This is a genomic window from Tessaracoccus luoxuelianae (genome assembly GCF_054483915.1).
This window is the reverse complement of the sequence record NZ_CM137013.1, coordinates 3,237,146-3,261,199: the sequence shown is the minus strand read 5'-3', so window position 1 is coordinate 3,261,199 and position 24,054 is coordinate 3,237,146. Positions and strand designations below refer to the sequence as shown.

The 24,054-nt window shown below is 68.6% G+C and carries 20 protein-coding genes and 1 riboswitch; of the genes, 12 read left to right on the top strand and 8 right to left on the bottom strand.

The features are described 5' to 3' along the window. Positions 1–21: 21 nt before the first annotated feature. The 4 genes from thrC to ACX1D1_RS15080 are packed head-to-tail and all read left to right on the top strand — an operon-like array spanning position 22 to position 4,453. Positions 22–1,449, top strand: a complete 1,428-nt coding sequence (thrC, locus tag ACX1D1_RS15095; protein ID WP_459055244.1) for a threonine synthase — start codon at positions 22–24, stop codon at positions 1,447–1,449. A 37-nt stretch (positions 1,450–1,486) separates the two neighbouring features. Beyond that, entirely contained in the window at positions 1,487–2,251 is a 765-nt protein-coding gene (locus ACX1D1_RS15090; protein WP_459055242.1) for an N-formylglutamate amidohydrolase, read from the top strand. After that, positions 2,244–3,416, top strand: coding sequence for a peptidase MATCAP family protein (locus tag ACX1D1_RS15085; protein WP_459055241.1), 1,173 nt, complete (start codon positions 2,244–2,246; stop codon positions 3,414–3,416). Before ACX1D1_RS15090 ends, ACX1D1_RS15085 begins: the two co-directional genes overlap by 8 nt. Beyond that, positions 3,413–4,453, top strand: a complete 1,041-nt coding sequence (locus tag ACX1D1_RS15080; protein WP_459055239.1) for a glutathione synthetase — start codon at positions 3,413–3,415, stop codon at positions 4,451–4,453. Before ACX1D1_RS15085 ends, ACX1D1_RS15080 begins: the two co-directional genes overlap by 4 nt. A 724-nt stretch (positions 4,454–5,177) precedes the next feature. On the opposite strand, the gene ACX1D1_RS15075 is transcribed toward ACX1D1_RS15080, so the two are convergent. After that, positions 5,178–6,203, bottom strand: a complete 1,026-nt coding sequence (locus ACX1D1_RS15075; protein ID WP_459055238.1) for a lactonase family protein — start codon at positions 6,201–6,203, stop codon at positions 5,178–5,180. 322 nt (positions 6,204–6,525) lie between these two features. Here ACX1D1_RS15075 and dnaK point away from each other — a divergent pair, with 322 nt between their 5' ends. The 6 genes from dnaK to ACX1D1_RS15045 all read left to right on the top strand — a co-directional run bounded on the left by dnaK (position 6,526) and on the right by ACX1D1_RS15045 (position 11,725). Further along, positions 6,526–8,376 (top strand): molecular chaperone DnaK, encoded by a 1,851-nt coding sequence (gene dnaK, locus ACX1D1_RS15070; RefSeq protein WP_182798789.1) that lies wholly within the window; start codon positions 6,526–6,528, stop codon positions 8,374–8,376. Continuing rightward, a complete protein-coding gene (locus ACX1D1_RS15065) occupies positions 8,373–8,918 on the top strand; it encodes a nucleotide exchange factor GrpE (RefSeq protein ID WP_459055236.1) in 546 nt (181 codons plus the stop codon). The genes dnaK and ACX1D1_RS15065 overlap by 4 nt, the downstream gene beginning before the upstream one ends. 33 nt (positions 8,919–8,951) lie before the next feature. Beyond that, complete coding sequence (dnaJ, locus tag ACX1D1_RS15060; RefSeq protein ID WP_182798787.1) at positions 8,952–10,106, top strand: molecular chaperone DnaJ; 1,155 nt, start codon at positions 8,952–8,954, stop codon at positions 10,104–10,106. Positions 10,107–10,111: 5 nt separating this feature from the next. Next, positions 10,112–10,537, top strand: a complete 426-nt coding sequence (locus tag ACX1D1_RS15055) for a heat shock protein transcriptional repressor HspR (protein ID WP_182781527.1) — start codon at positions 10,112–10,114, stop codon at positions 10,535–10,537. A 126-nt stretch (positions 10,538–10,663) separates the two neighbouring features. Further along, positions 10,664–11,116: a hypothetical protein gene (locus ACX1D1_RS15050; RefSeq protein ID WP_459055234.1), complete on the top strand. Its 453-nt coding sequence runs from the start codon at positions 10,664–10,666 to the stop codon at positions 11,114–11,116. A gap of 9 nt (positions 11,117–11,125) precedes the next feature. Next, positions 11,126–11,725, top strand: a complete 600-nt coding sequence (locus tag ACX1D1_RS15045; protein ID WP_459055233.1) for a DUF1707 SHOCT-like domain-containing protein — start codon at positions 11,126–11,128, stop codon at positions 11,723–11,725. A 788-nt stretch (positions 11,726–12,513) separates the two neighbouring features. Here the strand turns inward: ACX1D1_RS15045 and istB are convergent. Further along, positions 12,514–13,311 carry an IS21-like element helper ATPase IstB gene (gene istB / locus ACX1D1_RS15040; RefSeq protein WP_291918600.1) on the bottom strand — a complete coding sequence of 266 codons (798 nt, stop codon included), beginning with the start codon at positions 13,309–13,311 and terminating at the stop codon, positions 12,514–12,516. Beyond that, a complete protein-coding gene (istA, locus tag ACX1D1_RS15035; protein WP_459054235.1) occupies positions 13,308–14,834 on the bottom strand; it encodes an IS21 family transposase in 1,527 nt (508 codons plus the stop codon). The genes istB and istA overlap by 4 nt, the downstream gene beginning before the upstream one ends. 645 nt (positions 14,835–15,479) lie before the next feature. Here istA and ACX1D1_RS15030 point away from each other — a divergent pair. Then, complete coding sequence (locus tag ACX1D1_RS15030) at positions 15,480–15,989, top strand: DUF1003 domain-containing protein (protein WP_459055231.1); 510 nt, start codon at positions 15,480–15,482, stop codon at positions 15,987–15,989. A gap of 393 nt (positions 15,990–16,382) precedes the next feature. Here ACX1D1_RS15030 and ACX1D1_RS15025 read toward each other — a convergent pair whose 3' ends face one another. Beyond that, complete coding sequence (locus tag ACX1D1_RS15025) at positions 16,383–18,941, bottom strand: glycogen/starch/alpha-glucan phosphorylase (protein ID WP_182781534.1); 2,559 nt, start codon at positions 18,939–18,941, stop codon at positions 16,383–16,385. 171 nt (positions 18,942–19,112) lie between these two features. On the opposite strand from ACX1D1_RS15025, the gene ACX1D1_RS15020 reads away from it, so the two are divergent. After that, positions 19,113–20,597 (top strand): hypothetical protein, encoded by a 1,485-nt coding sequence (locus ACX1D1_RS15020; protein ID WP_459055228.1) that lies wholly within the window; start codon positions 19,113–19,115, stop codon positions 20,595–20,597. A gap of 3 nt (positions 20,598–20,600) precedes the next feature. Here the strand turns inward: ACX1D1_RS15020 and ACX1D1_RS15015 are convergent, their stop codons facing one another. From ACX1D1_RS15015 to thiM, 4 genes are all read right to left on the bottom strand, one after another. Beyond that, entirely contained in the window at positions 20,601–21,287 is a 687-nt protein-coding gene (locus tag ACX1D1_RS15015; RefSeq protein ID WP_459055226.1) for a TenA family protein, read from the bottom strand. Next, positions 21,284–22,144 carry a bifunctional hydroxymethylpyrimidine kinase/phosphomethylpyrimidine kinase gene (gene thiD, locus ACX1D1_RS15010; RefSeq protein ID WP_459055224.1) on the bottom strand — a complete coding sequence of 287 codons (861 nt, stop codon included), beginning with the start codon at positions 22,142–22,144 and terminating at the stop codon, positions 21,284–21,286. Before thiD ends, ACX1D1_RS15015 begins: the two co-directional genes overlap by 4 nt. Continuing rightward, the gene (locus tag ACX1D1_RS15005) at positions 22,141–22,821 is read right to left on the bottom strand and encodes a thiamine phosphate synthase (RefSeq protein WP_459055222.1); all 681 of its coding nucleotides are present in this window, start codon (positions 22,819–22,821) and stop codon (positions 22,141–22,143) included. The genes thiD and ACX1D1_RS15005 overlap by 4 nt, the downstream gene beginning before the upstream one ends. After that, entirely contained in the window at positions 22,818–23,693 is an 876-nt protein-coding gene (thiM, locus tag ACX1D1_RS15000) for a hydroxyethylthiazole kinase (RefSeq protein ID WP_459055220.1), read from the bottom strand. The genes ACX1D1_RS15005 and thiM overlap by 4 nt, the downstream gene beginning before the upstream one ends. Further along, positions 23,687–23,782, bottom strand: a riboswitch (TPP riboswitch). (Overlaps the previous gene by 7 nt.) Between the last annotated feature and the right edge of the window lie 272 nt (positions 23,783–24,054).

The window sequence follows — 24,054 nt, the reverse complement described above, 5'->3', positions numbered from 1 at the left end:
TAGCTCGGTAGCATGGCGCCCATGCGTTACGTCTCCACCCGCGACACTGCAGGCCTGCCCGGCAAGCGGTTCAGCGACATCCTGCTCGAGGGCCTGGCCGCCGACGGGGGGCTGTACCTGCCGGAGAGCTACCCGACGGTGTCGCGGGACACCCTGGCCCAGTGGCGCACGCTGCTGGCCGAGAGAGGCTATGCAGCGCTGGCGTTCGAGATCGTGCGGCTCTTCGTCGACGACATCCCGGAGGCCGATCTTCGCGGCATCGTCGAGCGGGCCTACGAGCCGGCGAAGTTCCTTGACCCCGCCGTCGTGCCGGTCACCCGGCTGAGCGACGGGCTGTGGCTGGCCCACCTCAGCAACGGGCCCTCGGTGGCGTTCAAGGACATGGCCATGCAGCTGCTGGGAGAGCTGTTCGCCTACGAGCTGGAGCGTCGCGGCGAGACCATCACCATCCTCGGCGCTACCAGCGGTGACACCGGCTCGTCGGCCGAGTACGCCCTCCTCGGGAAGCCGCGGGTGCAGGTGTTCATGCTGTCCCCGCGTGGTCGGATGACACCGTTCCAGCAGGCGCAGATGTTCTCCATCGACGACCCCGCGATCGTCAACATCGCCGTCGACGGCGTCTTCGACGACTGCCAGGACCTGGTCAAGGAGCTCAACAACGACGCCGCCTTCAAGGCCCGCCACCGGCTCGGCGCCGTCAACTCCATCAACTGGGCCCGCCTCATGGCGCAGGTGGTCTACTACTTCGCGGCCTGGCTGCAGCTGCCCGGCGACGAGCCGATCAGCTTCGCGGTGCCGTCGGGCAACTTCGGCAACATCGCGGCCGGGCACATCGCCCGCGAGATGGGCCTGCCCATCCACCGGCTGATCCTCGCCACCAACGAGAACAACGTGCTGGAGGAGTTCTTCCGCACTGGTCGCTACCGGGTGCGGGGCTCGGCAGAGACGCTGGCCACGTCCTCGCCGTCAATGGACATCTCGAAGGCGTCGAACTTCGAGCGCTTCGTCTTCGACCTGCTCGGCCGCGACGCCGCCCGCCTGCGCTCGCTGTTCATCGACGACCTGGCCACCGGCGAGTTCGACCTGTCCGCCGCCCCCGAGTTCGCCGGCCAGCTGGAGCGCTACGGGTTCGTGGCGGGCACCTCCACCCACGCGGACAGGCTGGCCGAGATCCGGCGCGTCTACGCCGCGGACAAGGTCATGATCGACCCCCACACCGCCGACGCCGTCCACGTGGCACGCGGCTCCGGGGTAGAGGGCCGCATCGTGGTCCTGGAGACCGCGCTGCCGGTGAAGTTCGCCGACACCATCGTCGAGGCCACCGGGATGGTGCCGCCGCGGCCGCCGCGGTTCGAGGGGATCGAGGACCTGCCCCGCCACGTGGTCGACCTCCCGTGCAGCGCGGATGCGCTCCGGGCGCTGATCGAGGAGAGGTCGGTTTCGCGCTAGGGGTTTCAGGCCGGCCTCTCGCGGGTAAGAGTTGGCCATGGACGCCTACGAGTTCGTTGGAGACTGGTCGGGGCAGCTCATCGCCACCTCGATCCACGCCGGCCATGACCTGCGCCCCGAGATCGCAGAGCTGTCGATCCTCAGCGAGGAGGACAGGCTCCGCGAGGAGGACCCGTTCACGGACCGGATCGCTTCGCGCGCCCCCGCGCGGGTCCGGGTCAACCGCTCCCGCTTCGAAACCGACCTCAACCGCGTGCGCGACAAGACCGTCTACCGCCGCCCGGAGGATGCGTGGGGGCTGCGCATGTGGTCCCTCGACCCGTTGCCGGACGCCGTGGTGGCCCGATCGCTGGAGGTCTACGACTCCTTCTTCGCCGCGCTCGCGGAACGCCTCGACGAGGTGGCCGCGCGGGGCCCGTTCGTCCTCTACGACGTCCACTCCTACAACCACCGACGGCACGGCGAGGACGCCGAGGCCGAGCCCTGGGAGGAGAACCCCGAGGTCAACCTCGGCACCGGCAGCGTGGATCTGGACCGCTTCTCGCCCGTGGTGGAGGCGTTCCGGGGCTCCATGCAGGCCCAGGGCTTCGACATCCGCGAGAACGTGAAGTTCAAGGGCCAGAACCTGGCCTGGTGGATCCACGACCGCTACCCCGGGGTGGGGTGCGTGCTGGCCATCGAGTTCAAGAAGACCTTCATGGACGAGTGGACCGGAGAACCCGACGAGGCGCGGATCGACTTCCTCGCCGAGGCGCTCGGGCACACCATGGACCCCGTCCTGCAGGCGCTGCCCGATGCCTGAGCCCAGCCCCTTGGCGGTGATCGACCGCGCCATCGACCACCAGCTCTCCCAGCTCGGGCAGAGCTTCCGGTTCGTGCTGGACGTCACCCCCGTCGACGCCGACGACGTGAAGGACGCGTTCCTGGCCGGTGACGTCGACGAGCCGTCGTTCACCTACCGGGAGCTGGAGACGGACCCCGAGGTGCTGCAGAACGTGCTGGAGCGGATCGACATCGGCGCCGTGCGGGACGGGAGTGTCGCGGCGTTGCTGGGCGGGAAGAAGCGCGAGCTGGGCCTGCAGCTCGCCATGCTGCGCGCCCGGGACTCGGCCGACTTCCGCCAGCTGAGCGTCGAGCTCTACGGCGGGGTGCATCCCGACCTGCTCTCCGACGCCGAGTCCGTGCTGGCCCGCGTCGAGCCACAGTCCTGGGGCGGGGACCGGCTCACGCCCGAGGAGTTCCTTGACCTGGCCCGCGAGGAGATCGACTACTACCGCTCCCTGGAGCCCGACGTCGATATCCACGCCGAGATCCGCCCGGACTCCACCGGCGTCATGGTGTCGGGCAACCTGCTGCTGATCGGGCCTGAGTCGTCGGTGGCGGCCGAACGCGCCACGGCCCTCATCCAGCACGAGGTGGGCACGCACCTGGTCACGCAGGTCAACGGGTCCCACCAGCCACTCCAGGTGCTGGGCACCGGGCTCGCGGGCTACGACGAGACACAGGAGGGCCTGGCGGTGCTGGCGGAGGTGGCCTGCGGAGAGCTGACCGCGTCGAGAATGCGGCAGCTCGCCGGCCGCGTCGTGACCGTGCACCGGATGCTGGGCGGCTCGTCCTTCCGCGATTGTTGGGTGGGCCTCGTCGACGTCGGGTTCCACCCCGCCGGCGCCTTCACCACGGTCATGCGGGTGTTCCGTTCTGGTGGCCTCACCAAGGACGCCATCTACCTGCGCGGACTGCTGGACCTGCTGGCGCATCTGCGTCGTGGCGGCAGCCTGGATGGGTTGTTCCTCGGCAAGTTCTCGCTGGTGGATCTACCTCTGATCGACGAACTCGCCGCGCGTGCCGTCCTCCATCCGCCCGTACTTCTGCCCCGCTGGTTCGACGACTCCGTCGGCCGCGACCGACTCGACGCCGCGTCCCGTCTCACAGAACCCACCGCACTGATTCAAGGAGTTGCCTCATGAAGATCGGATTCGTCGTCAACGACGTCCTCACCGAGAAGCCCGTCTACACCACCACCCGCCTCGCCATGCATGCCGCCAACCTGGGGCATGAGGCCTGGCTCATCGGGATGGGCAACTTCTCCTATGAGCCCGACGGCTCCCTCAGCGCGCGGGCGCGTGGCGGGAACGGCAAGCATTACCGCTCGCTGGAGCGCTACCTCGAGGACGTGCAGCGCCCCGAGGTGGATGAGCGGCTCATCCTCTCCGACTTCGACGTGGTGATGCTGCGCAGCGACCCGGCCGAGGATGCGCAGGGTGCGGCCTGGGCCAACAACGCAGGAGTGGCGTTCGGGCAGCTGATCGCCTCGACGGGGGTGCTCGTCGTTAACGACCCCGGGTCGCTGGCCAACGCCTTGTCGAAGGCCTATTTCCAGCACTTCCCAGAGGTGGTGCGGCCACGGACACTCATCTCCCGCGACGAGACCCAGATCACCGCGTTCGTCAAGGAACTCGGTGGCAGGGCGGTGCTCAAGCCGCTGCAGGGCTCAGGCGGCAGCGGCGTGTTCATGGTCAACACTGACGAGTCGCCGAATCTCAACCAGATCATCGAGGCCATCGCCCGCGACGGCTACGTGGTGACCCAGGAGTACCTGGAGGAGGCGAAGAACGGCGACGTGCGCATGTTCGTGATGAACGGCAAGCCGCTGCAGGTCAACGGGAAGTACGCGGCGTTCCGCCGGAAGTCGGCCGGCTCGGACATGAGGTCCAACATGTCAGCCGGTGGCAAGGCGGTCGCGGTGAAGGTGACCGACGAGATGCTGGCCATGGTGGACGTGGTGCGGCCCAAGCTGGTGGCCGACGGGATGTTCCTCGTCGGCCTCGACATCGTCGGCGACAAGCTGATGGAGGTCAACGTGTTCAGCCCCGGTGGGTTGGGCAGCTGTCAGGAGTTGTACGAGGAGAACTTCGCCATCCCGATCATCCAGGATCTGGAGCGCAAGCTCGACGTCCGCCGCCACCACCCCGGGCTGACCAACGTCAACCTCGCCACCCTCTGAAGGCCCCGTGGCGCCCTCCCTGCTGGCTGAGGTGGCGCGAAGCGGCCTCGAAGCCTCAGAAGCGTGAGTTGACAAGGAATGTCTCTGAGGATCCTGGTCAGGGTGCGCGGCGGCTGAGGGGGACCGGCCTCGCCCATGGGCGCCCTCCGCACGCCCAAACGCGGCGTGCCTTGCCCAACGCCCGACCCACCGCGACCGGTCCCCCTCATCCACCGCTCTTCCTTGACGCGCCCGTTCGCTGATGCCCAAGACGCCTCTCACCCGTTGGCTGAGGTGCCGCGTAGCGGCCTCGAAGCCTAGGAAACGCGCGCGACTAGGAATGTCTCAGAGGACCTGGTCAGGTTCACCAGACGTGCCATTGAGGCACTGGGGTCGAAGTCGCCGCACGGACGGGAGTTGAACGCGCGGGTGGGGGACGGCAGGGCGGCTCTGCGTCGGGATGCCCAGCGTGAGGGTCGCCGGACCGGCGTCCCGCCCGAACAGACTGTCACCAGGTCCGCCCTGACGGGCCGCGCCCGAACCCGACGACGCCACGGGGAATCGAGTGCGGGGAGACGGGGGGCGAGACACGGGCGGCCTCGATGCCCGGCCTGTGGCCAACTCGCGAGGGAAGGCTGAAAGCGGACAGCGGCCGCCCGTGTCTCGACCCACGACTCCTGGCACCGACGGCGGGGACCCTGGCACCGACGGCGGGGACCCTGGCACCGACGGCGGGGCGGGCCGGTCAGTCGGCGGCGACGATCTCGATCCAGTTGGCGCCCAGGCCCACGTCGTGCCGCGACACTTCGGTCAGCGCGCCGTCGGCGTCTGGCCGATAGAGCGCCACGACGCGGTCGATCTCGGAGGCAACCAGCAGCGTGTCGTCGGGCAGCACGACGAAGTGTCTCGGTTGCGCCACCACGTCGGAGTGCGCAGTGGCCCGGCCCAGCGTGCCGTCCACCGCGACATCCACAGCCGTGATGGTGCCCCGCGTCCGCTCGGCGCTGAAGAGCCGACGACCGTCGGTGCTGAGACGGAGGTCCGAGCACCAGATGAGCTCCTCCTCGCGCGGTTTGGCGCCGAACCGGCTGTGCGACAGCCCTCGATCGGTGGGGATGTTGGTGACCGCCTCGGCATGCTCGAGGGCTCCGGTGGCTGGATCGCGACGGTAGCGCAACGCTTCCCCGGAGTACTCGGTGTTGACGTAGAGGGAGGTCTCCTCCTCGTCGAAGATCAGGTGCCGCGGCCCGGAGCCCTCCGGTGCGGGTGCCGACGGCGGGTCCAGCGGGGTGAGGGTCCCGTCGGCGCCGACGGCGAACTGTGCGATCAGGTCCTCACGGAGGGACACGAAGTACGCGAACCGGTCATCGGAGCTCAGCTGCACGCTGTGCATGTTCTGCCGGGGGATCGGCTCGCCGACGGGGGTGAGGGCCCCGTCGTCGGCCACCCGCCACACCTCGCCGAGGTGGTCGTGGTACGACGCGCTGAAGAGGAGCCCGCCGTCGGAGCTGAGCGTCAGGTACACGGAGGCGCCGTGCGCCGGGTAGCTGCCGAGCGTCTCCAGGGATCCGCCGGCGCCGAGCCGCAGCACCGTGACGCCCCGAGGGTCGCTGGTGCCGGCGAAGACCAGACCTCGCCCGCGATCCACTGCGAGGGGCAGTCCAGGCGCGACGACGGTGGTGGACACCTCGGTCAGGGTGTCATCGGCGATCCTCAGCGTGGTGAGGGTGCCGTCCTTGGAGTTTGCGACGAGGGCGAGGAGTGGTTCCATGCCGCCAGCCTAGCTTTGGGGCGCAGATCGTTGGCTCTGGCGAGGAGTGTGCGGTAGATGTTCCTCCAGAAAGGGACTCGGGCGCCTGAGGGGCGCGAGCACCGTTCTGGAGGAACACCTGCCGCGGAGTCCGAGTCGGCTCAGCCGTGGCAACCCGAGAATCGCGTCTCGTCCCGATCGTGAAGGCGCCCGGCCCTGTGCAGAAAGCAGGTTGAGCGCAGGGGGCTCAACCCGAACTTGATCGTCGCGGGGTCCTGTGTCAGACTTGAGTGAACTCGGCTCAAGGTCGAAAATCAGACTTGTCTCCACAGGAGGAACTCCCATGGCTCGTGCAGTAGGCATCGACCTCGGCACCACCAACTCTGTCGTCGCCGTCCTGGAGGGCGGCGAGCCCACCGTCATCCCCAACGCGGAGGGCGCCCGCACCACCCCGTCCGTGGTGGCCTTCTCGACCTCCGGCGAGGTCCTCGTCGGTGAGGTCGCCAAGCGTCAGGCGGTCACCAACGTGGACCGCACCATCCGCTCCGTCAAGCGCCATATGGGCACCGACTGGAAGAAGACCCTCGACGGCAAGGACTACCGTCCCCAGCAGATCAGCGCCTTCGTGCTGCAGAAGCTGAAGCGCGACGCCGAGGCCTACCTCGGTGAGTCCGTCACCAACGCCGTCATCACCGTCCCCGCGTACTTCGGCGACGCCGAGCGCCAGGCCACCAAGGAGGCCGGCGAGATCGCGGGCCTCGTGGTGGACCGCATCATCAACGAGCCCACCGCCGCGGCCCTGGCCTACGGTCTGGACAAGGGTGACACGGAGCAGGCTGTCCTGGTCTTCGACCTCGGCGGCGGCACCTTCGACGTCTCCCTGCTGGAGATCGAGGGCGGCGTGTTCGAGGTGAAGGCCACCAAGGGTGATCCCCGCCTCGGTGGCGACGACTGGGACGCCGTCGTGATGGACTGGCTGGCGACGCAGTTCAAGAACAAGCATGGCGTGGACCTGTCCAAGGACAAGATGGCCCGCCAGCGCCTGCAGGAGGCCGCCGAGCGCGCGAAGATCGAGCTGAGCTCGGCGTCTGAGACCTCCATCAATCTGCCCTACATCACGGCCTCCGCCGAGGGACCGCTCCACCTGGACGAGAAGCTCACCCGCTCCGAGTTCCAGCGCATGACCCAGCACCTCCTGGACCGCTGCCGCGCCCCGTTCAACGCGGTGATCTCGGACGCCAAGACCTCCGTGGACAAGATCGACACCGTCCTGCTGGTCGGCGGCTCCACCCGTATGCCCGCCGTCGTGGACATGGTCAAGGAACTCACCGGCGGCAAGGAGCCCAACAAGGGCGTCAACCCCGACGAGGTCGTCGCGCTCGGCGCGTCGCTCCAGGCCGGCGTGCTCAAGGGCGAGGTCAAGGACGTGCTGCTCCTCGACGTCACCCCGCTGAGCCTCGGCATCGAGACCAAGGGCGGCGTGATGACCAAGATCATCGAGCGCAACACCACGATCCCGATCAAGCGCTCCGAGGTGTTCACCACCGCCGAGGACAACCAGCCCGCCGTGATGATCCAGGTGTACCAGGGTGAGCGCGAGTTCGCCCGCGACAACAAGAGCCTCGGCAACTTCGAGCTCACCGGCCTGCTCCCGGCTCCCCGCTCGGTCCCGCAGATCGAGGTGACCTTCGACATCGACGCCAACGGCATCGTGCACGTGGGCGCCAAGGACCTGGCCACCGGCAAGGAGCAGTCGATGACGGTCACCGGCGGCTCCGCGCTCGCCAAGGACGACATCGACCGCATGGTGCGAGACGCCGAGTCCCACGCCGAGGAGGATCGCAAGCGCCGCGAGGCCGTCGACATGCGCAACGAGGGCGACGCCCTGGTGTTCCGCACGGAGAAGCTTTTGGCCGAGCACGCCGATACCATCGGTGAAGACGTCAAGGCTCCGGTTGTGGAGGCCACCGAGGCGCTCAAGGAGGCCCTGAAGGGTGAGGACAACGATGTGGTGAAGGCCGCGATCGATGATCTCAACACGAAGGCCGCCTCGATGGGCCAGGCCATCTACTCCGCTGCCCAGGCGAAGCAGGCTCAGGAGTCGGCCGCGGCCGATGACTCCTCCGAGTCCGCTCAGGGTGACGACGACGTGGTGGATGCCGAGATCGTCGATGAGGAGAAGGACAACAAGTGACCGATTCGCAGTTCGTTCCGGACGGCGAGGCTGTGGGTGAGGGCGTCGAGGAGACGCCCTCACCCGAGGCCGTTGAGCCGGCGGAGGGCCTGGAGCTCCTGGAAGCCGTCGACAAGGTGGCCGAGCTCGAGGCGCTCGTAGCCGAGCGGACCCTGGATCTTCAGCGGGTCGCCGCAGAGTACGTCAACTACAAGAAGCGGGTTGACCGTGACCGCGACCTCGCCCGCCAGGCGGGCATCGAGGCCGTCGTCAACGACCTGATGCCGGTCCTGGACCACATCGAGTTGGCCAGGCAGCATGAGAATCTCGAGGGCGGCTTCAAGATGATCGCCGACGAGCTGCAGAAGGTGGCCGCGAAGCACGGGCTCACCGTCTTCGGTGCGGTCGGTGAGGCCTTCGACCCGAACCTCCACGAGGCGCTGATGGCGGTCCCCATGGAGGAGCCGGTCGAGGTGGTCACCATCTCGCAGGTCATGCAGCAGGGCTACCTGCTGGGCAGCCGGGTTGTCCGGCCCGCGCGCGTCGCGGTGGCCAACCCCTGATCCACGCACGAGCGGAAAGGAGATGAACGACTAATGAGCACGAAGGACTGGCTCGAAAAGGACTACTACAAGGTCCTCGGCGTCTCCAAGAGCGCGAGTGCCGATGAGATCAAGAAGGCGTTCCGGCAGATCGCCAAGGCCAACCACCCGGATCAGAACCCGGACAACCACGCCGCCCTGGCGCGCTTCAAGGAGGCGTCGGAGGCAAACGCCATCCTGAGCGACACCGAGAAGCGCAAGGAGTACGACGAGGCCCGCAGCCTCTTCGGGGGCGGGTTCAAGTTCACCCGTCCCGGCCCGGGCGGCTCGCCGGGGTTCGAGGACCTGATCCGCAACGCCCAGGCCGGCGGCCAGGGCAATGCGGGCCTGGGCGACATCTTCGGTGGCCTGTTCGGGCAGACGGGTGCCACCCGTCGCGCCACCCAGCGGGGTCCGCGCCGCGGTGCGGACATCGAGGGGGACGTGACCATCACGTTCGAGCAGGCCGTCGAGGGTGCGACGGTGACCATGCGCACCATCTCGGATCAGCCGTGCCCGTCGTGCCGGGGGACCGGGGCGAAGGCCGGCTCGCTGCCGCGGGTCTGCCCGCGGTGCGAGGGGTCCGGGATGCAGTCCTCCCAGGCGGGCGGCGTGTTCCACATGAGCGAGCCCTGCACCGAGTGCCTCGGCCGCGGCCTGATCGTCGAGGACCCGTGCCCGGACTGCGAGGGCTCGGGCCGGGGCCGGTCCGCCAAGACCATGCAGGTGCGGATCCCCGCGGGCGTGGCAGATGGGCAGCGGATCAGGCTCAAGGGTAAGGGCGCGGCCGGCGAGAACGGCGGCGCCTCCGGCGACCTCTACGTCTCGGTGAAGGTCACCCCACATCGGCTGTTCGGCCGGAGCGGCAACAACCTCACCCTCGAAGTCCCCGTCACGTTCACCGAGGCCTCCCTCGGCGCGGAGATCACCATCCCCACGCTGAGCGGGCCCAACGTGAAGCTGCGGGTCCCGCCGTCGACCCCCAACGGGCGCACCATGCGGGTACGCGGCAAGGGGGCCCGGAAGTCGGACGGCACCATGGGTGACCTGCTGGTGACGCTCAACGTGCAGGTCCCCGAAGGCCTGACCGAGGAGGCCAAGCGGGCGCTGCTCGAGTACGCCGAGAAGGCCCACGAGTCCAACCCGCGGGCCTCCCTGTTCGGCGGGTGAGTGGGATGACGAGCCTGCCCCAACTCTTCGACGTGGACGCGGCCGTCTTCCCGGTGTCCGTGGCGGCGTCGCTGGCGGACATGCACGCCCAGACGCTTCGCGGCTACGACCGGCTGGGCCTGGTCGTGCCTCAGCGCGCCCGGGGCCGCGGCCGCCGCTACTCTCTCCGCGACGTGGCCAAGCTGCGTCACGTGCAGCAGCTCAGCCAGGTGGAGGGGATCAACCTCGAGGGCATCCGCCGCATCCTGGCGCTGGAGGCCGAGGTGGAAGGTCTGCGGGATCAAGTGGACCGCCTGAGCGACACGATCCGCCGCCTCCAGTCCCACGAGGCGGCGATGCGCGTGTTCACGGCGGAATCCTCCGGCGCGGTCCACGCGGGACGGTTCCGCCCCGTCCGGCGGCTCGCGCTGCCGGCCTCCGAGAACGAATAGGCCCAGGCCGGACCAGGGTCGGCTCCGGGCACAATTCAGGGCCTTCACCCCTGTGGCGACGGCGCCACTGGGGGCACACTGGAAGACGACGCCGGGCGATGCGCCCGGAGAGAAGGAAGAACCATCATGACTGAGCACGAGCACGACGCCACCCCCACGGCCAACTTCGTGGACGCCGAGGACGCGAAGGATTTCGAGGCCGAGCACGAGCAGGTGGTCGAGTCTGAGCAGCCTGAGAAGGTCTCCCCCGAGAACCTGGGAGACAACCTCGTCAAGGTGGCCACCGAGGCCGCGTACGCCGCCGTCGGTTTCGCCGGTTTCGTGGGCGACAGGGCCAAGACGTTCTACGAGGAGCAGCAGCGCCAGTACGTGGCCTCGCACCCCGACACGGACAGCAGCGAGGGCGCCAAGGCGTTCCTGGCGCAGATGCGCGAGCAGGTCAACAAGTTCGTCGACGAGCTCACCAAGGGGTACCGCGACATGGCTGAGCGCGGCCGCGGGGAGGCCCGCCACGCCGACGCTGAGAAGCCCGGCGAGCCCGAGGTGCCCGTCGAGCAGCCTGGACCACCCGCCTCCTAGACTGCTGGCATGTCCGACGAGCTGCTTCCCCACAGGCGCCTCAGGGCCGGTGACGCGGACCGCGACGCGGTGCTCAATGTCCTTCAACGAGCGCACGCCGCCGGTCGGCTCACCGTCGAGGAGCTGGGGGAGCGGCAGGACGCCGCCCTCCTGGCACGGTTCACCGACGAGTTCCCCCAGCTCGTCGCGGACCTGCCGGAGGGCGGCGAGCTCGCCGTCGGCCAGACGACGCTGTCGCCGCGGCCCCACCCCTTGCCAGCTGCTGTCGAGGGGGCGCATCCTTCCCTCACCATCCTGACGGGCAGAGAGGTCGACGTCGCGCCCGGCACCACCCTGTACCGCAACTTCGCGTGGTGGGGCGGCGACACCATCCACCTGGACGACGTGATGGGGCCGGGTGTGGTGCTCACGATGGAGCTGTCTGCGGTGATGGCCGGCCACGACATCTTCGTGCCGGCCGGCGTCCGGGTGATCGACGAGTCCATCGCCATCATGGCCGGCAACGACGTCGAGTCCGGGGCGAGGGGCGACGGATCCAACGGCACGCTCATCCTCAAGGGGTTCCTGTTCTGGGCGGGCAACGACGTGAAGCTGTCGTCCGGCCGCTAGCGATCCTCGTCCCCGTTGTTCACAGTGACCGTTGAGATTGCCTGTCAGCTCCAGTGACGACCCTTCGAGACGGGGCCACGCCGCTTCGCGGGCGGCCCTCCTCAGGGATCGGAAGCAAAGCGGTCGCGCCGCTTCGCGAGGCGACCGTGGAAGTCTCGAAGGGTTGAAAACCCGCGGCGAGACACAGGGGTGGGGGACGGCAGGGCGGCTGAGTTCGGTCCCTGAGGGTCCCGCGTCGCGAAGCGACCGCAGGACGTCTCGAAGGGTCGAGATCCCGCGGCCAGTCACAGGGGTGGGGGACGGCAGGGCGGCTGAGTTCGGTCCCTGAGGGTCCCGCGTCGCGAAGCGACCGCAGGACGTCTCGAAGGGTCGAGACCCGCGGCCAGACGCGAGGGTGGGGGACGGCAGGGCGGCTGAGTTCGGTCCCTGAGGGTCCCGCGTCGCGAAGCGACCGCAGGACGTCTCGAAGGGTCGAGACCCGCGGCCAGACGCCAGGGTGGGGGACGGCAGGGCGGCTAAGTTCGGTCCCTGAGGGTCCCGCGTCGCGAAGCGACCGCAGGACGTCTCGAAGGGTCGAGATCCCGCGGCCAGACGCCAGGGTGGGGGACGGCAGGGCGGCACTGCGCAGCGGTGCCCAACCCGACGATCACCCCACTGTCAAGGGCCACTGGTTTCTGCCCGGAGGCGGACATGAAACCTGCCCGGTGACGGTCACGAGATGTGCCCGGTGGTGGCCATGGGATCTGCCCCTGGGGGGTTGTTGGCCATCCACCTCGGTCGAGGCTGGGTTAGTGCAAGGGGGTCACCCCCCGGCCGGCGAGGGCTTGGGTGAGTCGGACGCTGTCGCCGCTGGTTTGGCAGACGTGGGCGTGGTGGAGGAGCCGGTCGACGGTGGCGGTGGCCAGGGTTTTGGGCATGAGTTCGTCGAAGCCGGCGGGGTGCAGGTTGGAGCTGATCGCGACGGAGCGTTTCTCGTAGGCGGCGTCGACCAAGCGGTAGAGGCCCTCGGCGGCGTCGTGGGACACGGGTAGCAGGCCGATGTCGTCGACGACGACCAGGTCGGCGCGCAGGATCCGGGCGATGGCTTTCGACACGGTGTCGTCGGCGCGGTGCCGGCGTAGCAGCAGGCCGAGGTCTTCGAGGGTGAACCAGGCGACGCGGAGTCCTTGTTCGACAGCCAGGTGGCCGAGTGCTTCGAGGAAGAACGTCTTCCCGGTGCCGGAGGGGCCGCAGACGACGAGGTTCTCCCGCCGGCCGACCCATTCCAGGGTCCGCAGTGCTTGTTGGGTGGGGGCCGGGATCGAGGATGCTGTGTCCTGCCAGGCGTCGAAGGTTTTGCCGGTGGGGAACCCGGCGGCGGTCCGGCGGGTGGCCAGCGCGGAGCGTTCCCTTCCGGTGACCTCCTCGACGAGGAGGGCTTTGACGACTTCGGCGGGGTCCCAGCGTTGCGCTCGGGCGGTGGCGAGGATGTCAGGTGCTGCGGTGCGCATGTAGGGCAACCGCATCCGGCGCAGCAACGCTTCCAGGTCGGCCGGTAGCGGCGGGGCGACCGGAACCCCAGCCACCGGGGCGCTCTGGCCGGTCATGAGGCGATCTCCTCGGGGTTGGTGGTGCCGTAGGTGGCCCAGCCGCGGGTGCCTTGGGTCAGGGACTGGTCCTCGCTGGCCTGCAGCTGTGTCGGGTTCGGTCTGCTGCGGTGGTGGTCGAGGATGGAGGCGAGGTCGGCCTCGGCGAAGCGGCCGTGGACGGCGGCATGTCCCAATGCCCAGTCGACGTCGGCGGGGTTGAACAGGCGTGCCAGCTGGACCGCGGCGGCCATCTTGACTCGCATCTTCCCGGTGCCCGCGGCGGCGGCCTCGACCAGCCAGATCCGCGCCCCTTCACCCAGGGCGAGGAACTCGCTGTCAGCCACCGACTTGGGTGTGGGGGTCCGTTCCAGGGCGCCGGCTGGTGCGGGCGGGAAGTGCGTGTCGTCGAGCATCGGCGTGCCGGGGGTCGCGCGTCGGTGGCGGGCGACCTCGACCGGGCCCGCGGCGTCGAGGTGGGTGATCACGATCTGCTCATCCGCGCCGCGGCCGTGGACGCGGACCCAGACCGTGGCCCCGCAGAGCCGGTGAGGGACGGAGTACTGGCCGTGTTCGAAGTTCACCATCGGCGTGTTGTCCGGCACCACCCTCGTGGTCCCGAACGCGACCGTGAACGGCGCCGCCGCGACAGGATGCAACCGTGGGCGTTCCTCGGCCAGCATCTCGACCGGGGCCCGTCGGGTGACCCGATGCGGGCGGGCGTTGACCATCTCACCAAACGCTTCGCAGGCGGCTTCGAGGTCGGCGAACGTGTCGTAGGCGTCGCGCAGGTTCGCGTCGGTGGGCACCAGGTCGGCCTTCGCGAGCTTCACCGATGATTCGGTGCCACCCTTCGACGCGGGATCGGCCGGCCGACACGTATGAACGGTCACCGCGTAATGGGAAGCGAAGGCGACCAGCTGCTGATTCCGGACCGGGATCCCGGCGATGTGCTCGCTGGTGACGGTCTTCTCGTTGTCGGTCAACACATACGTCGGGACGCCCCCGATCCGGCGGAACGTGACATCCAAGGCGGCGAACACCGAGGGCAGGGTCTTGTCCCGCAGCGGCAGCACCACCCGGAATCTCGACCACGCGACCCAGGCGACGAACAGGACCGTCTTGACCCCGTCGATCAACGGCCCGTCGCCGTAGTCGTACTGCAACCACATCCCCGGCTCGGTCACCCACGGCCGATGGACCCTGCGGTTCCCGACCCGGAACGCGGTCTTCGCGGCCGCGACCGCGCGGCGGGTGGTGCGCTCCGAGCCGGTGTAGCCCAGCCACTCCAGCTTCTGGTGGACCCTGTCGGCGCGGACCTTCCCCTTCGACCGCTCGACCCACTCCTCGACCTTGTCCAGGTAGTCGTCGATCAACTGAGGCCGGCGGGCCGTCCCCGACGGCGGGCCACCCAGCTTGTCGCGGGCCTCCACATAGCGTTTCACCGTGTGATGAGAACACCCCACCAACTCGGCAGAATCACGCAACGACCCAGTCAGATCGTAAGCATCCAAGATTTCCATGATTTCCTCGGCAGACTTCAAGATGTCCCTTCCCCGGGTGACGAACAGTGCTTCAGCACCACTCATCGCACTCGAGGAAGGGACGCCGACCGCGGACGCGGCCAGGCAACGGATGTCGTGTCGGGCAGATCCCATGGCCACCACCGGGCAGATTTCATGACCGCCAGCGGGCAACTACATGACCGTCACTGGGCATTTTTCCGTGTCCGCCGACACCCCACCGGCATCCCGCTCAAGCAGACCCGACCCCAGCGCCGCCCTTCCGGCCCGCACCCGGGACGAGACCACGCCACAGGGAGGACGAGTGCGGGGAGACGCGAGGCTATGCCCGGGCGGCCTTCACAATCCGACCACCGACCCGGCTGACCGGCACATCGAGACCCTGGGCAACGGCCGCCCGGGCATCGACTCACGGTTCACCGCACCTGACCACAAGATCGGCGTGAAGGTGGTAGTCACGACCCTTCGAGACGGCACCCGCGCCTTCGGCGGCGCGCCTCCTCAGGGAGCGAAGGGGACGGCCCACGCCGCTCCGCGGGCGGCCCTCCTCAGGGAGCGAGTGAGGGCGGCCCCCTCAGGGAGCGAAGGGGCCGGCCTGGACCTTCGAGGTCTCTGCTAGTTCCCGCGCTCGACCAAGGCGGGCGCCGATGCGTTTAGGATGCGCTCATGAAGCATCAGGGGTCGCTTTCGGAGCCGAGAATCAGGCGATTCGCGTATCCGCGTCTTCGTCACACGGAGACGCCCATTTCGGAGGCGATGGCAGCCTTCATGGGCACGACCGGGTTCATATACTGGATGGCCGCAGTTCTTGTGACGTGGGTCTTGTGGAACACGCTACTGCCGTCTACCCTGCGGTTCGATCCCTATCCGTTTCAGTTCCTGACCCTCATGCTGTCGGTGCAGGCGTCGTTCTCCGCACCTCTCATTCTTCTCGCTCAGTACAAGCAGGAGGCAACGGACCGCGCTCAAGCCCAACTCGACAGGTCGAAGCTCGACCAGAGCCGGGCGGATACGGACTTTCTGGCTCGAGAACTCATGGATGTTCGGACTTCCGTCACGGGGATGGCCACGCGGCAGTACATTTCAAAAGAACTTGAGAGAGTGGAAGAGCGCTTGTTGGCATCAATGCAGACGCTGGCCGGCGCTGTCCGGGAAGACGAGAAGGGAACATTGTGAGGCGCCTTTTGGTTGGCGCGATTTCGATGGCATTCGCATGGGGCTGGTCCGGTGCTGGGCTCGCTGCGCAGGCGGCGGTTGCCGAGCCGTCCTGCGCCGCCTGGGTCACGACCAATACCAGCTGGCTCGGGACCCAGTACACCGGTCACGCAAGTTGTCCCAATGGGCAACGCGTCAGAGTCAAGCTCCGCTGCTATTCATCAGGGACGCTGATCTCCACGGTCTACGGGTCGTGGACGACGGGCGTGTCAACGGCGGTGTGTACAAGGGGCTTGACCGGAGTGGCGACCTTCGAGGTGTGAGGGTCAAGACTCGTCCCGAGTCCCCGCTGCCCTGGATACGTGAGGGCCCCCGCCATGAGGCGGGGGCCCTCAACTGCGTGCAGTTCGGGACTCAGATCATCGGGGTGGTGTGCCAGATGCGCTGCAGGTAGTCGCGCATCGAACGGTCCGAGCTGAAGTAACCGCTGCGCGCCACGTTGAGGATGGCCGAACGCGTCCACGCCTTCTGGTCGGCGTACTTCGCCTCCACCCTCGCCTGTGCCTCAATGTAGGGCTGGAAGTCCGCCAGCGCCATGAACCGGTCGTGGTGCAGCAGGTTGAACACCACCGAGTCGAACATGTGGGTGTCGCCGTAGCTGAACTCGCCCGAGAGGATGAGATCCAGCGCCGCCTTCAGCTGCGGGTTGGACTCGTAGTACGAGCCCGGGTTGTAGCCCTTCGCGCCCAGCTCCGCGACCTCGGGCTCAACCATGCCGAACAGGAAGAAGTGCTTGTCGCCCACCAGGCGCCGGATCTCGACGTTCGCGCCGTCGTCCGTGCCGATGGTCAGCGCGCCGTTGAGCGCGAACTTCATGTTGCCCGTGCCCGACGCCTCCATGCCGGCCAGCGAGATCTGCTCCGAGAGGTCCGAGGCCGGGATCAGCTTCTCAGCCAGGGTCACGTTGTAGTTGGCCGGGAACGCCACCTTGAGACGACCCTCGAGCCGCTCGTCGGAGTTGACCTTCCTGGCCACGGAGTTGATCAGGTGGATCGTGTCCTTGGCCATCCGGTAACCGGGGGCCGCCTTCGCGCCGAACACGACGGTGCGCGGCGTGACCTCGGAAGCCTCGATCTTGCCGCTGATCACCTGCTCGTACAGCGAGACGATGTGGAGCAGCTTGAGGGACTGGCGCTTGTACTCGTGGAGGCGCTTGACCATCACGTCGAGCATGTGGCCGGCGGGGAGTTCGATACCGTCGCGCTTGAGCAGCAGATCGGTCAGGCGCTTCTTGTTCCACGCCTTGACTTCGCGGAACCTCTCCTGGAACTCGGGGTCGTCGGCGTAGGGCTCGAGCTCCTTGAGCCGCTCAAGATCCGTGACCCAGCCGGGGCCGATGTGGTCCGTGATGAGTTCGGCGAGCTTGAAGTTGGCCATCCGCACGAAGCGACGCGGGGTGACGCCGTTGGTGACGTTGGTGAACTTGTCCGGCCACAACTGGGAGAAGTCCGGCAGGACCTTGTCGCGGAGGAGCTGCGAGTGCAGCTCGGCGACGCCGTTGACCTTCGTGCCCGCGACGGTGGCGAGGTAGGCCATGCGCACCCCGCGCTCCGGGTATTCGGTGATCATCGACATTCTGCGGGCGCGCATCTCGTCGCCCGGGAACGCCTCTCGGACTTCGGCGAGGAACTCCTCGTTGATCCGGAAGATGATCTCCAGGTGGCGCGGCAACAGGCGGCCGAGCAGCTCGGTGGACCAGACCTCGAGGGCCTCGGGCAACAGCGTGTGGCAGGTGTAGGCGAAGCAGGACCTGGTGACCTCCCATGCCTCGTCCCACTCGAAGCCCTTGTCGTCGATGAGGACGCGCATGAGCTCGGGCACGGCGATGACGGGGTGGGTGTCGTTGAGCTGGAAGATGATCCGCTCCGACAGGTTGTGCAGGTCGAAGCCTTCCTCCAGTTCGTTGGTAAGGAAGTCGTGCAGCGACGCCGCCACGAAGAAGTACTGCTGCTGCAGGCGCAGCTCCTTGCCCTGCGGCGTCGAGTCCTCGGGATAGAGCACCTTGGAGATGTTCTCCGCGAAGGTCTGGGCGCGCACCGCCTGGGCGTAGTCACCTGCGTTGAAGATCTGAAGGTCGAACGCCTTGGTGGCCGATGCGCTCCACAGCCGCAGCGTATTGACGCGACCGTTCAGGTACCCCGGCACCATGTAGTTGTAGGGGACGGCCAGGACGTTCCAGGCGGGAACCCAGCGGGTGTGCTCGCGGCCGTCTTCGTCCAGGGAGGTCTCGGTGTGACCGCCGAAATTGACCTGGACGCTGGCCTCGGGGTGCGGGAATTCCCACGGCGAGCCGAGGGCCAGCCACGTGTCGGGCTGCTCGACCTGTCGCCCGTCGACGAAGGTCTGGCGGAAGATGCCGTACTCGTAGCGGATTCCGTAGCCGATGCTGGGGACGTCCATGGTGGCCATGGAGTCGATGAAGCAGGCGGCGAGGCGGCCGAGGCCGCCGTTGCCGAGGCCTGGCTCCACCTCCTGGGCGCGGAGCGTGGGGAGATCGATCCCACAGAGTTCGAGGCCCTGCTTGGCGATGTCGCTCAGGTCCGTGGCGAGCAGCGCGTTGCCCAGCTGCCGTCCGAGGAGATATTCGGCGGACAGGTAGCCGATGGTCTTGACCTTCGCCTCGCGCGTGGTGCGCTTGGTCTCGAGCCAGCGGGCCATCAGGTAGTTCTTGACGGTGCTGGCGAGGGCGAGGTACTGGTCGTTGACGCTCGAGCCCGAGAGGGTCACACCCTGGTTGGTGTTGAGCTCGTGCAGGAACTCTCGCACGAAGCCGTCGACCGAGAACGGTGGGGCGCCGACGGGTGCCGTGGCGAGGGGGTGCGTCGGGGTGGAGGCGGGTCCGTATGTGCGGGTATCAGTGTTGGGAGTCTCGTCTGCGGGGAACGGCCGTCCAGGCTGCGCGATATCTGGCATGGCGCAAACATTAGTTGAGCGGCGGTAGAAAGTCGCAACCCTCCGGGGTGCGGACATCGTCCCGTGGCCGGCGGGGGAGGTGGATGGGCGCCGCGCAATCGCGGGGCGCACGACGACGACGTGCGCTCGGCGACCACCCCGGCCCCCCACTCGGATCCCTAGGATGGGGCCATGATGATGCTCTACGTCCTTCTCGGGGCGATGAGCGTCGGGTCGCTGATGGCCATGATGACTGATCCCTTCAGCAGGTTGTCGATCGTTCGCCGTCCATATGTAGCGGAGATGAAGCTCAACGCCATCGAGGCGATCGACTCAAACGCCAGGCTGAGGGTGCGCACAGGCCTCCGCTACAGGGTGTTCGGGATGGCAAAGAACGCCTTTCACATCCTCGCCAGCCGGTACTCGTTGCGTCCCCGGACGGGAAGGGGTGCGTCAGTGGATCGGATCATCGAGGAGATCTACCGGCTCCGCTTCGATCCGTCCAAACTGTTGCTGATCTCGGGAGACCACTTCTCTTCGCTGTTCGTCCGCAATCTCGGCGTGTTCTACTACCCCACGCTGGACACCCAGCTGCCTGCCACCGACGATCAGTGGCGTGACCGGCAACTTGTCTATCTGCAGACGCTGGCCTACGCGCTCGGTGTTTTCGACAAGACCGATGACCTCGCCACCACCATCGTCCCGATTGGGCCGTGGGAGGCGACCTGCGTCAACTTTCATTCCTACCCGTCGGACACCCTCTACGGCATGCTGTACGCGCTCGGCGCGCTGCTCGGCAGAGAACCGGCTCGGGCGGCGAGCTACGGCGAGGAGCAGGCGGCACTCGGCACCCGGGAGGCTGCCGCACTGCTGCTTGACACCTACCGGGGCGCGTTGATCCGCCACTACCTGGGCTACCGTCGCCGCGTGTTCGACGAGGACCTCGGCCTGATCGACCCGTCGGTGACCATGTCCGGCGCCAAGGACATCGTGAAGCGTGAATCGTCCTTCTACGACAACGTGGTCTTCTGGAAGACCACCCACCTCGCCATGGATCTGGGCCTCATCCCCACGGACCTCAATTTCCTGGCCCGGCTGAAGTCGCGCATCCTCAACACGTTCTGGCTCGACGATGACGGACATTTCCTGGAGGACCTTTCCGCTGAGGGAACGTCTCGACGGCTCTACTCCTCGGATTGGCTCATCGTCCTGGCCACCCGCTTCCTGGATCCCGAGTCGCCTGATGAGCGGCACTATTTCGAGAGGTCCGTGGATTACATTCGCGCCGAGGGGATTGCGCACCCCTTCGCCATCAAATATCAACAGGAGCGGCGGTCGCATCGCCAATTCGCCGTGGTCCGCTTCGCGGTGCCGAACTACGGTGGCGACTCGATCTGGAGCTTCTGGGGCATGGAGTACATCAAGACACTCCTGCTGCTCTTTCGGTCCACCCGGTTGGAGGGGTATCTGGAGGAGGCGGATCGCCACATCGGGCATTTCGAGGCCGCCATGCGCCGCGATCGCGGCTTTCCCGAGGTGTACGACGCGCAGGGCGATCTGCTCCAGACGCCGCTCTACCGCAGCGTCCGGATGACGGGGTGGGTGATCGGATTCGATCAGGTGCGGGCCATGCGCAGGGCCTTGGCCGGAGGCTCGGCACAGCGCACGGCCGCCTGATTCTCAGGCTTCCCAGACCTCCAGCGCGTAGGCCCGTGCCCAGAACTGTTCCTCGTACCAGGTTGCGTCGACGAAGGCGGTGAGCATCCGCTCGCGGGTCGCGCCGTCGCTTGAGGCAGCCGTCTCATCGAGGAGTGTGATGGCCTCGCGCGTCACCAGTTGGAAGGCCGCGTCTGCGTAGGCGGCCACCCAGCCGGCGTAGGGGTGGCCGTCGAGGTGGGCGGCCCTGTCGGCGAGCGTGGCGCCGACGTCCGCGTAGACCCAGTAGCAGGGCAGCACCGCCGCCACCCCTACCGCGTACGGCTCGAAGGCGGTGGCCGCCAGCAGGGAGTTGACGTAGGCGCGGGTGGTGGGGGATGCGACGGCGGGGCGCGGAAGGTCGCGGAGGCGGTCGTCGGCCAAGAGGGCGTCGTGCATGAGGACCTCCGCCTCCACGGCCTCGCCGGCGCTCCGGGCCCAGAAGGCCGCCTCGCGGGAGGTGGGAGCGCGGGAGGCGAGCGTGGCCAGCGCGCGGGTGTAGCCGCGGAGATAGAAGTCGTCCTGGCCGAGGTACTCGACGAAGCGACGAGGCTCCAGGGTGCCGTCGGCGAGCTCGGTGAGGAGTGGGAGACGGTCGATGCGCGCCCGGATGGCTGAGGTGGCCTCCCACGCCTGGGTGCTGAACGGGCCGGGGGTCCAGTCGATGCTCACAACCCCACCTCGGCGCGCCCCACGAGGTGGTCGACGGGGCCGTGGCCCGAGTCCGGGGTGCGGCTGAGGGTCCACCGCGAGCCAGAGTCCAGGGCGCGCATCAGGTAGTCCCGGGCCTCCTCCACCGACTCCAGCCGCACGCCAGTGGCGCGAGTGTCGCCGCGGCGGGCGGCGACGGCGGCGATGGCGGAGCTGAGCGTGCAGCCGGTGCCGTGAGTATGGCGGGTGTTGAAGCGCGGGCCGGTCAGCAGCGCCAACTCTGTGCCGTGGGCGAAGACGTCGGTGAGCTCCGGGTCGGTGAGGTGCCCGCCCTTGGCCAGGACGGCGCGCACTCCTGTCGCCACCAGTTGCCGGGCCTGGCGGATGAGGCCGTTGGTGTCGGTCACGGGCGGTTGGTCCAGGAGGACGGCCGCCTCGGGGACGTTCGGGGTCACCAGGTCCGCGAGGGGGAGCAGGCGGGTGCGCACAACGTCGATGGCGTCGTCGGTGAGCAGCGCGTCGCCGGAGGTGGCGATCATGACGGGGTCCAGGATGATGAGGCCCGCGTCGTCGCGGCGTTCCTCCAGGACGTCGGCGACGGCGTTGGCGACGGCGGCGTTGGAGAGCATGCCGAGCTTCGTGGCGGCGACGGGGAGGTCGTCGAAGACGGCGAGGATCTGGTCGCGGACGAAGGCCGGGTCCACGGGGCGGGCCTGGCGGACGCCCTGCGTGTTCTGGACCGTGAGCCCGGCGAGCGCCGCCGCGCCGTAGACGCCGAGCGCGGTGAAGGTCTTGAGGTCGGCCTGGATGCCGGCGCCGCCGCTGGGGTCTGAGCCGGCGATACTGAGGGCGATCTTCGGGGTGGACGTGCGTGTCATCGGGTTCTCCAGAGTGCGAGCAGCTCGTCGGCGGCCGCTCGGGGATCGGGCGCGGTGGTGAGGGCTGAGACCACACAGATGCCGTCGACCCCGGTGGCGATCGCCACGGCGGCGTTGGTGGCGTTGATGCCGCCGATCGCGACAGTCTTGGCCCGTCCCGCGGTGCGCAGGACCAGGCGGGCGGCGCCGTCGAGGCCCAGGGCGGGGGCGGCGTCGGTCTTGGTGGGGGTGGCCCAGAGCGGCGAGAGGCCGAGGACGTCCGCGGTGAGGTCGCTCAGCTCCGCCTCCAGCTCGGCGTCGGTTGAGATGCTGAGACCGATGAGAATGTCGCGGCCGAGGCGGGCGCGGGCCTGGCTGATGTCGCCGTCGTCCTGGCCCTGGTGGAAGTGGAGGCCGAGTTCCTCGGCGGCGTGGAGGCGGTCGTTGACGACGAGCGCCGTGGTGCGTCCGGTGGCGTCGAATGCCCTGTCACGGGCGTCGACGCAGGCGCGGGCCAGGGCGAGGAACTCGGTGCCGTGGAGCTCCTTGTCGCGGATCTGCACCACGCCGGCGCCGCCGAGGATGGCCTGCTCGACGATCCCCGGCACGTGGGCTGGGCCACCCGACATCGCGGTGTCCGTGACGTAGTAGACGCGCCAGTCCACACCGTCGGCGAGGCCTGGCGTGGCCTGCGTCATGGCTGCTCCTCGACGGTGACGAGGGCGGCGACCTCGTCGGGGGTGAGCGCGTGAAGGGCGTCGAGCCAGGCGGTGCGGAAGCTGCCCGGGTGGCGGGCCTCGCGTGCTGCGGCCAGGCCCGCGGCGCCGAAGAGGGCGTGGGCGGCGACGACCGCGTCGTGGGAGGCGTGCGGGGCAGGGCCGTCGGCCCGGGTGGCGCCAAGGGTCGCCGCGACAGTCGCGCCCAGCGCGCACCCGGTGCCGATGACCAGCGGCATGAGCGGGTCACCGCCGGTGACGCGCGTGGTGCGGGTGGGGCTGACGATGACGTCGACGGGGCCGGAGATGGCCACGACGGCGCCGGTGCGTGCGGCGAGGCCTCGGGCGGTTTCGACGGCGGCCTCCACCTCGTCGGTGGCGTCCACCCCGCGCCCCCCGCCGCTGGCCCCGGCGAGGCCCAGGATCTCGGAGGCGTTGCCGCGGATGGCGGTGGGGCGGTGGGCGAGAAGGTCGCGGGCGAGCTGGGTGCGCACGGGGAGGGCGCCGACCGCGACCGGGTCCAGGACCCAGGGGGTGCCGGCGCCGTCGGCGGCCGCCGCTGCGCGCCTCATGCCCTCGTGCTGCTCGGAGAGCCCGTTGCCGACGTTGATGAGCAGGGCTGAGGCCACCGTCGCGAAGATGGCGGCCTCCTCGGGGAGGTCGATCATGGCGGGGGCGGCGCCGGCGGCGAGGAGCACGTTGGCGGTGATCTCGGGCACCACGGTGTTGGTCATGCAGTGCACCAGCGGGGTGGCGGCGCGGACGGCGGTGAGGATGGCGCTCGTCGGTCCGAGGGTAGAGGCGTCGCTGGCTTTGGTGGCGTCGTCGGGTGTGGAGGGTGTGGGGTTGGTCATGAGTGGTGGCTCCCTTCGCTAGCACGACCTAGATCAGGTGTTGCGGGTGTGTTCTCAGCCCCGACTTCGGGGCACCCCGGCGTCGGCGAGCCTACCAGCGCCCCGTTGGCCTCGCTCCGACGCCCGCCGCCGCGTTCGGCGCCTGCGTTCCGTCGCGGCGCCGCAGTCGGCCCCGTTCCCGAGCCCGCCGCCGCCTGCGTTCCGTCTCAGCGCCTGCATTCCATCCCTGCGCCTGCGTTCCGTCTCAGCGCCTGCGGTGCTATTCGACGCCTGCGCAATATCGCTGGCGTCCAGGAGCCGCCTGCGTTGCGTACAGGAGCCCGCGCTGTAGCTCTGGCGGCTCGAGTTTACGCAGGCGGCC

Bases quoted from the DNA above. Each gene is read 5' to 3' on its own strand.
- ACX1D1_RS15085 (WP_459055241.1), top strand. From the start codon at position 2,244: ATGCCTGAGCCCAGCCCCTTGGCGGTGATCGACCGCGCCATCGACCAC.
- ACX1D1_RS15045 (WP_459055233.1), top strand. From the start codon at position 11,126: ATGTCCGACGAGCTGCTTCCCCACAGGCGCCTCAGGGCCGGTGACGCG.
- ACX1D1_RS15090 (WP_459055242.1), top strand. From the start codon at position 1,487: ATGGACGCCTACGAGTTCGTTGGAGACTGGTCGGGGCAGCTCATCGCC.
- ACX1D1_RS15080 (WP_459055239.1), top strand. From the start codon at position 3,413: ATGAAGATCGGATTCGTCGTCAACGACGTCCTCACCGAGAAGCCCGTC.
- ACX1D1_RS15005 (WP_459055222.1), bottom strand. From the start codon at position 22,821: ATGACGCAGGCCACGCCAGGCCTCGCCGACGGTGTGGACTGGCGCGTC.
- dnaK (WP_182798789.1), top strand. From the start codon at position 6,526: ATGGCTCGTGCAGTAGGCATCGACCTCGGCACCACCAACTCTGTCGTC.
- thrC (WP_459055244.1), top strand. From the start codon at position 22: ATGCGTTACGTCTCCACCCGCGACACTGCAGGCCTGCCCGGCAAGCGG.
- istB (WP_291918600.1), bottom strand. From the start codon at position 13,311: ATGACCGGCCAGAGCGCCCCGGTGGCTGGGGTTCCGGTCGCCCCGCCG.
- ACX1D1_RS15020 (WP_459055228.1), top strand. From the start codon at position 19,113: ATGATGATGCTCTACGTCCTTCTCGGGGCGATGAGCGTCGGGTCGCTG.
- thiD (WP_459055224.1), bottom strand. From the start codon at position 22,144: ATGACACGCACGTCCACCCCGAAGATCGCCCTCAGTATCGCCGGCTCA.
- ACX1D1_RS15050 (WP_459055234.1), top strand. From the start codon at position 10,664: ATGACTGAGCACGAGCACGACGCCACCCCCACGGCCAACTTCGTGGAC.
- ACX1D1_RS15075 (WP_459055238.1), bottom strand. From the start codon at position 6,203: ATGGAACCACTCCTCGCCCTCGTCGCAAACTCCAAGGACGGCACCCTC.
- ACX1D1_RS15030 (WP_459055231.1), top strand. From the start codon at position 15,480: ATGAAGCATCAGGGGTCGCTTTCGGAGCCGAGAATCAGGCGATTCGCG.
- ACX1D1_RS15025 (WP_182781534.1), bottom strand. From the start codon at position 18,941: ATGCCAGATATCGCGCAGCCTGGACGGCCGTTCCCCGCAGACGAGACT.
- dnaJ (WP_182798787.1), top strand. From the start codon at position 8,952: ATGAGCACGAAGGACTGGCTCGAAAAGGACTACTACAAGGTCCTCGGC.
- thiM (WP_459055220.1), bottom strand. From the start codon at position 23,693: ATGACCAACCCCACACCCTCCACACCCGACGACGCCACCAAAGCCAGC.
- ACX1D1_RS15055 (WP_182781527.1), top strand. From the start codon at position 10,112: ATGACGAGCCTGCCCCAACTCTTCGACGTGGACGCGGCCGTCTTCCCG.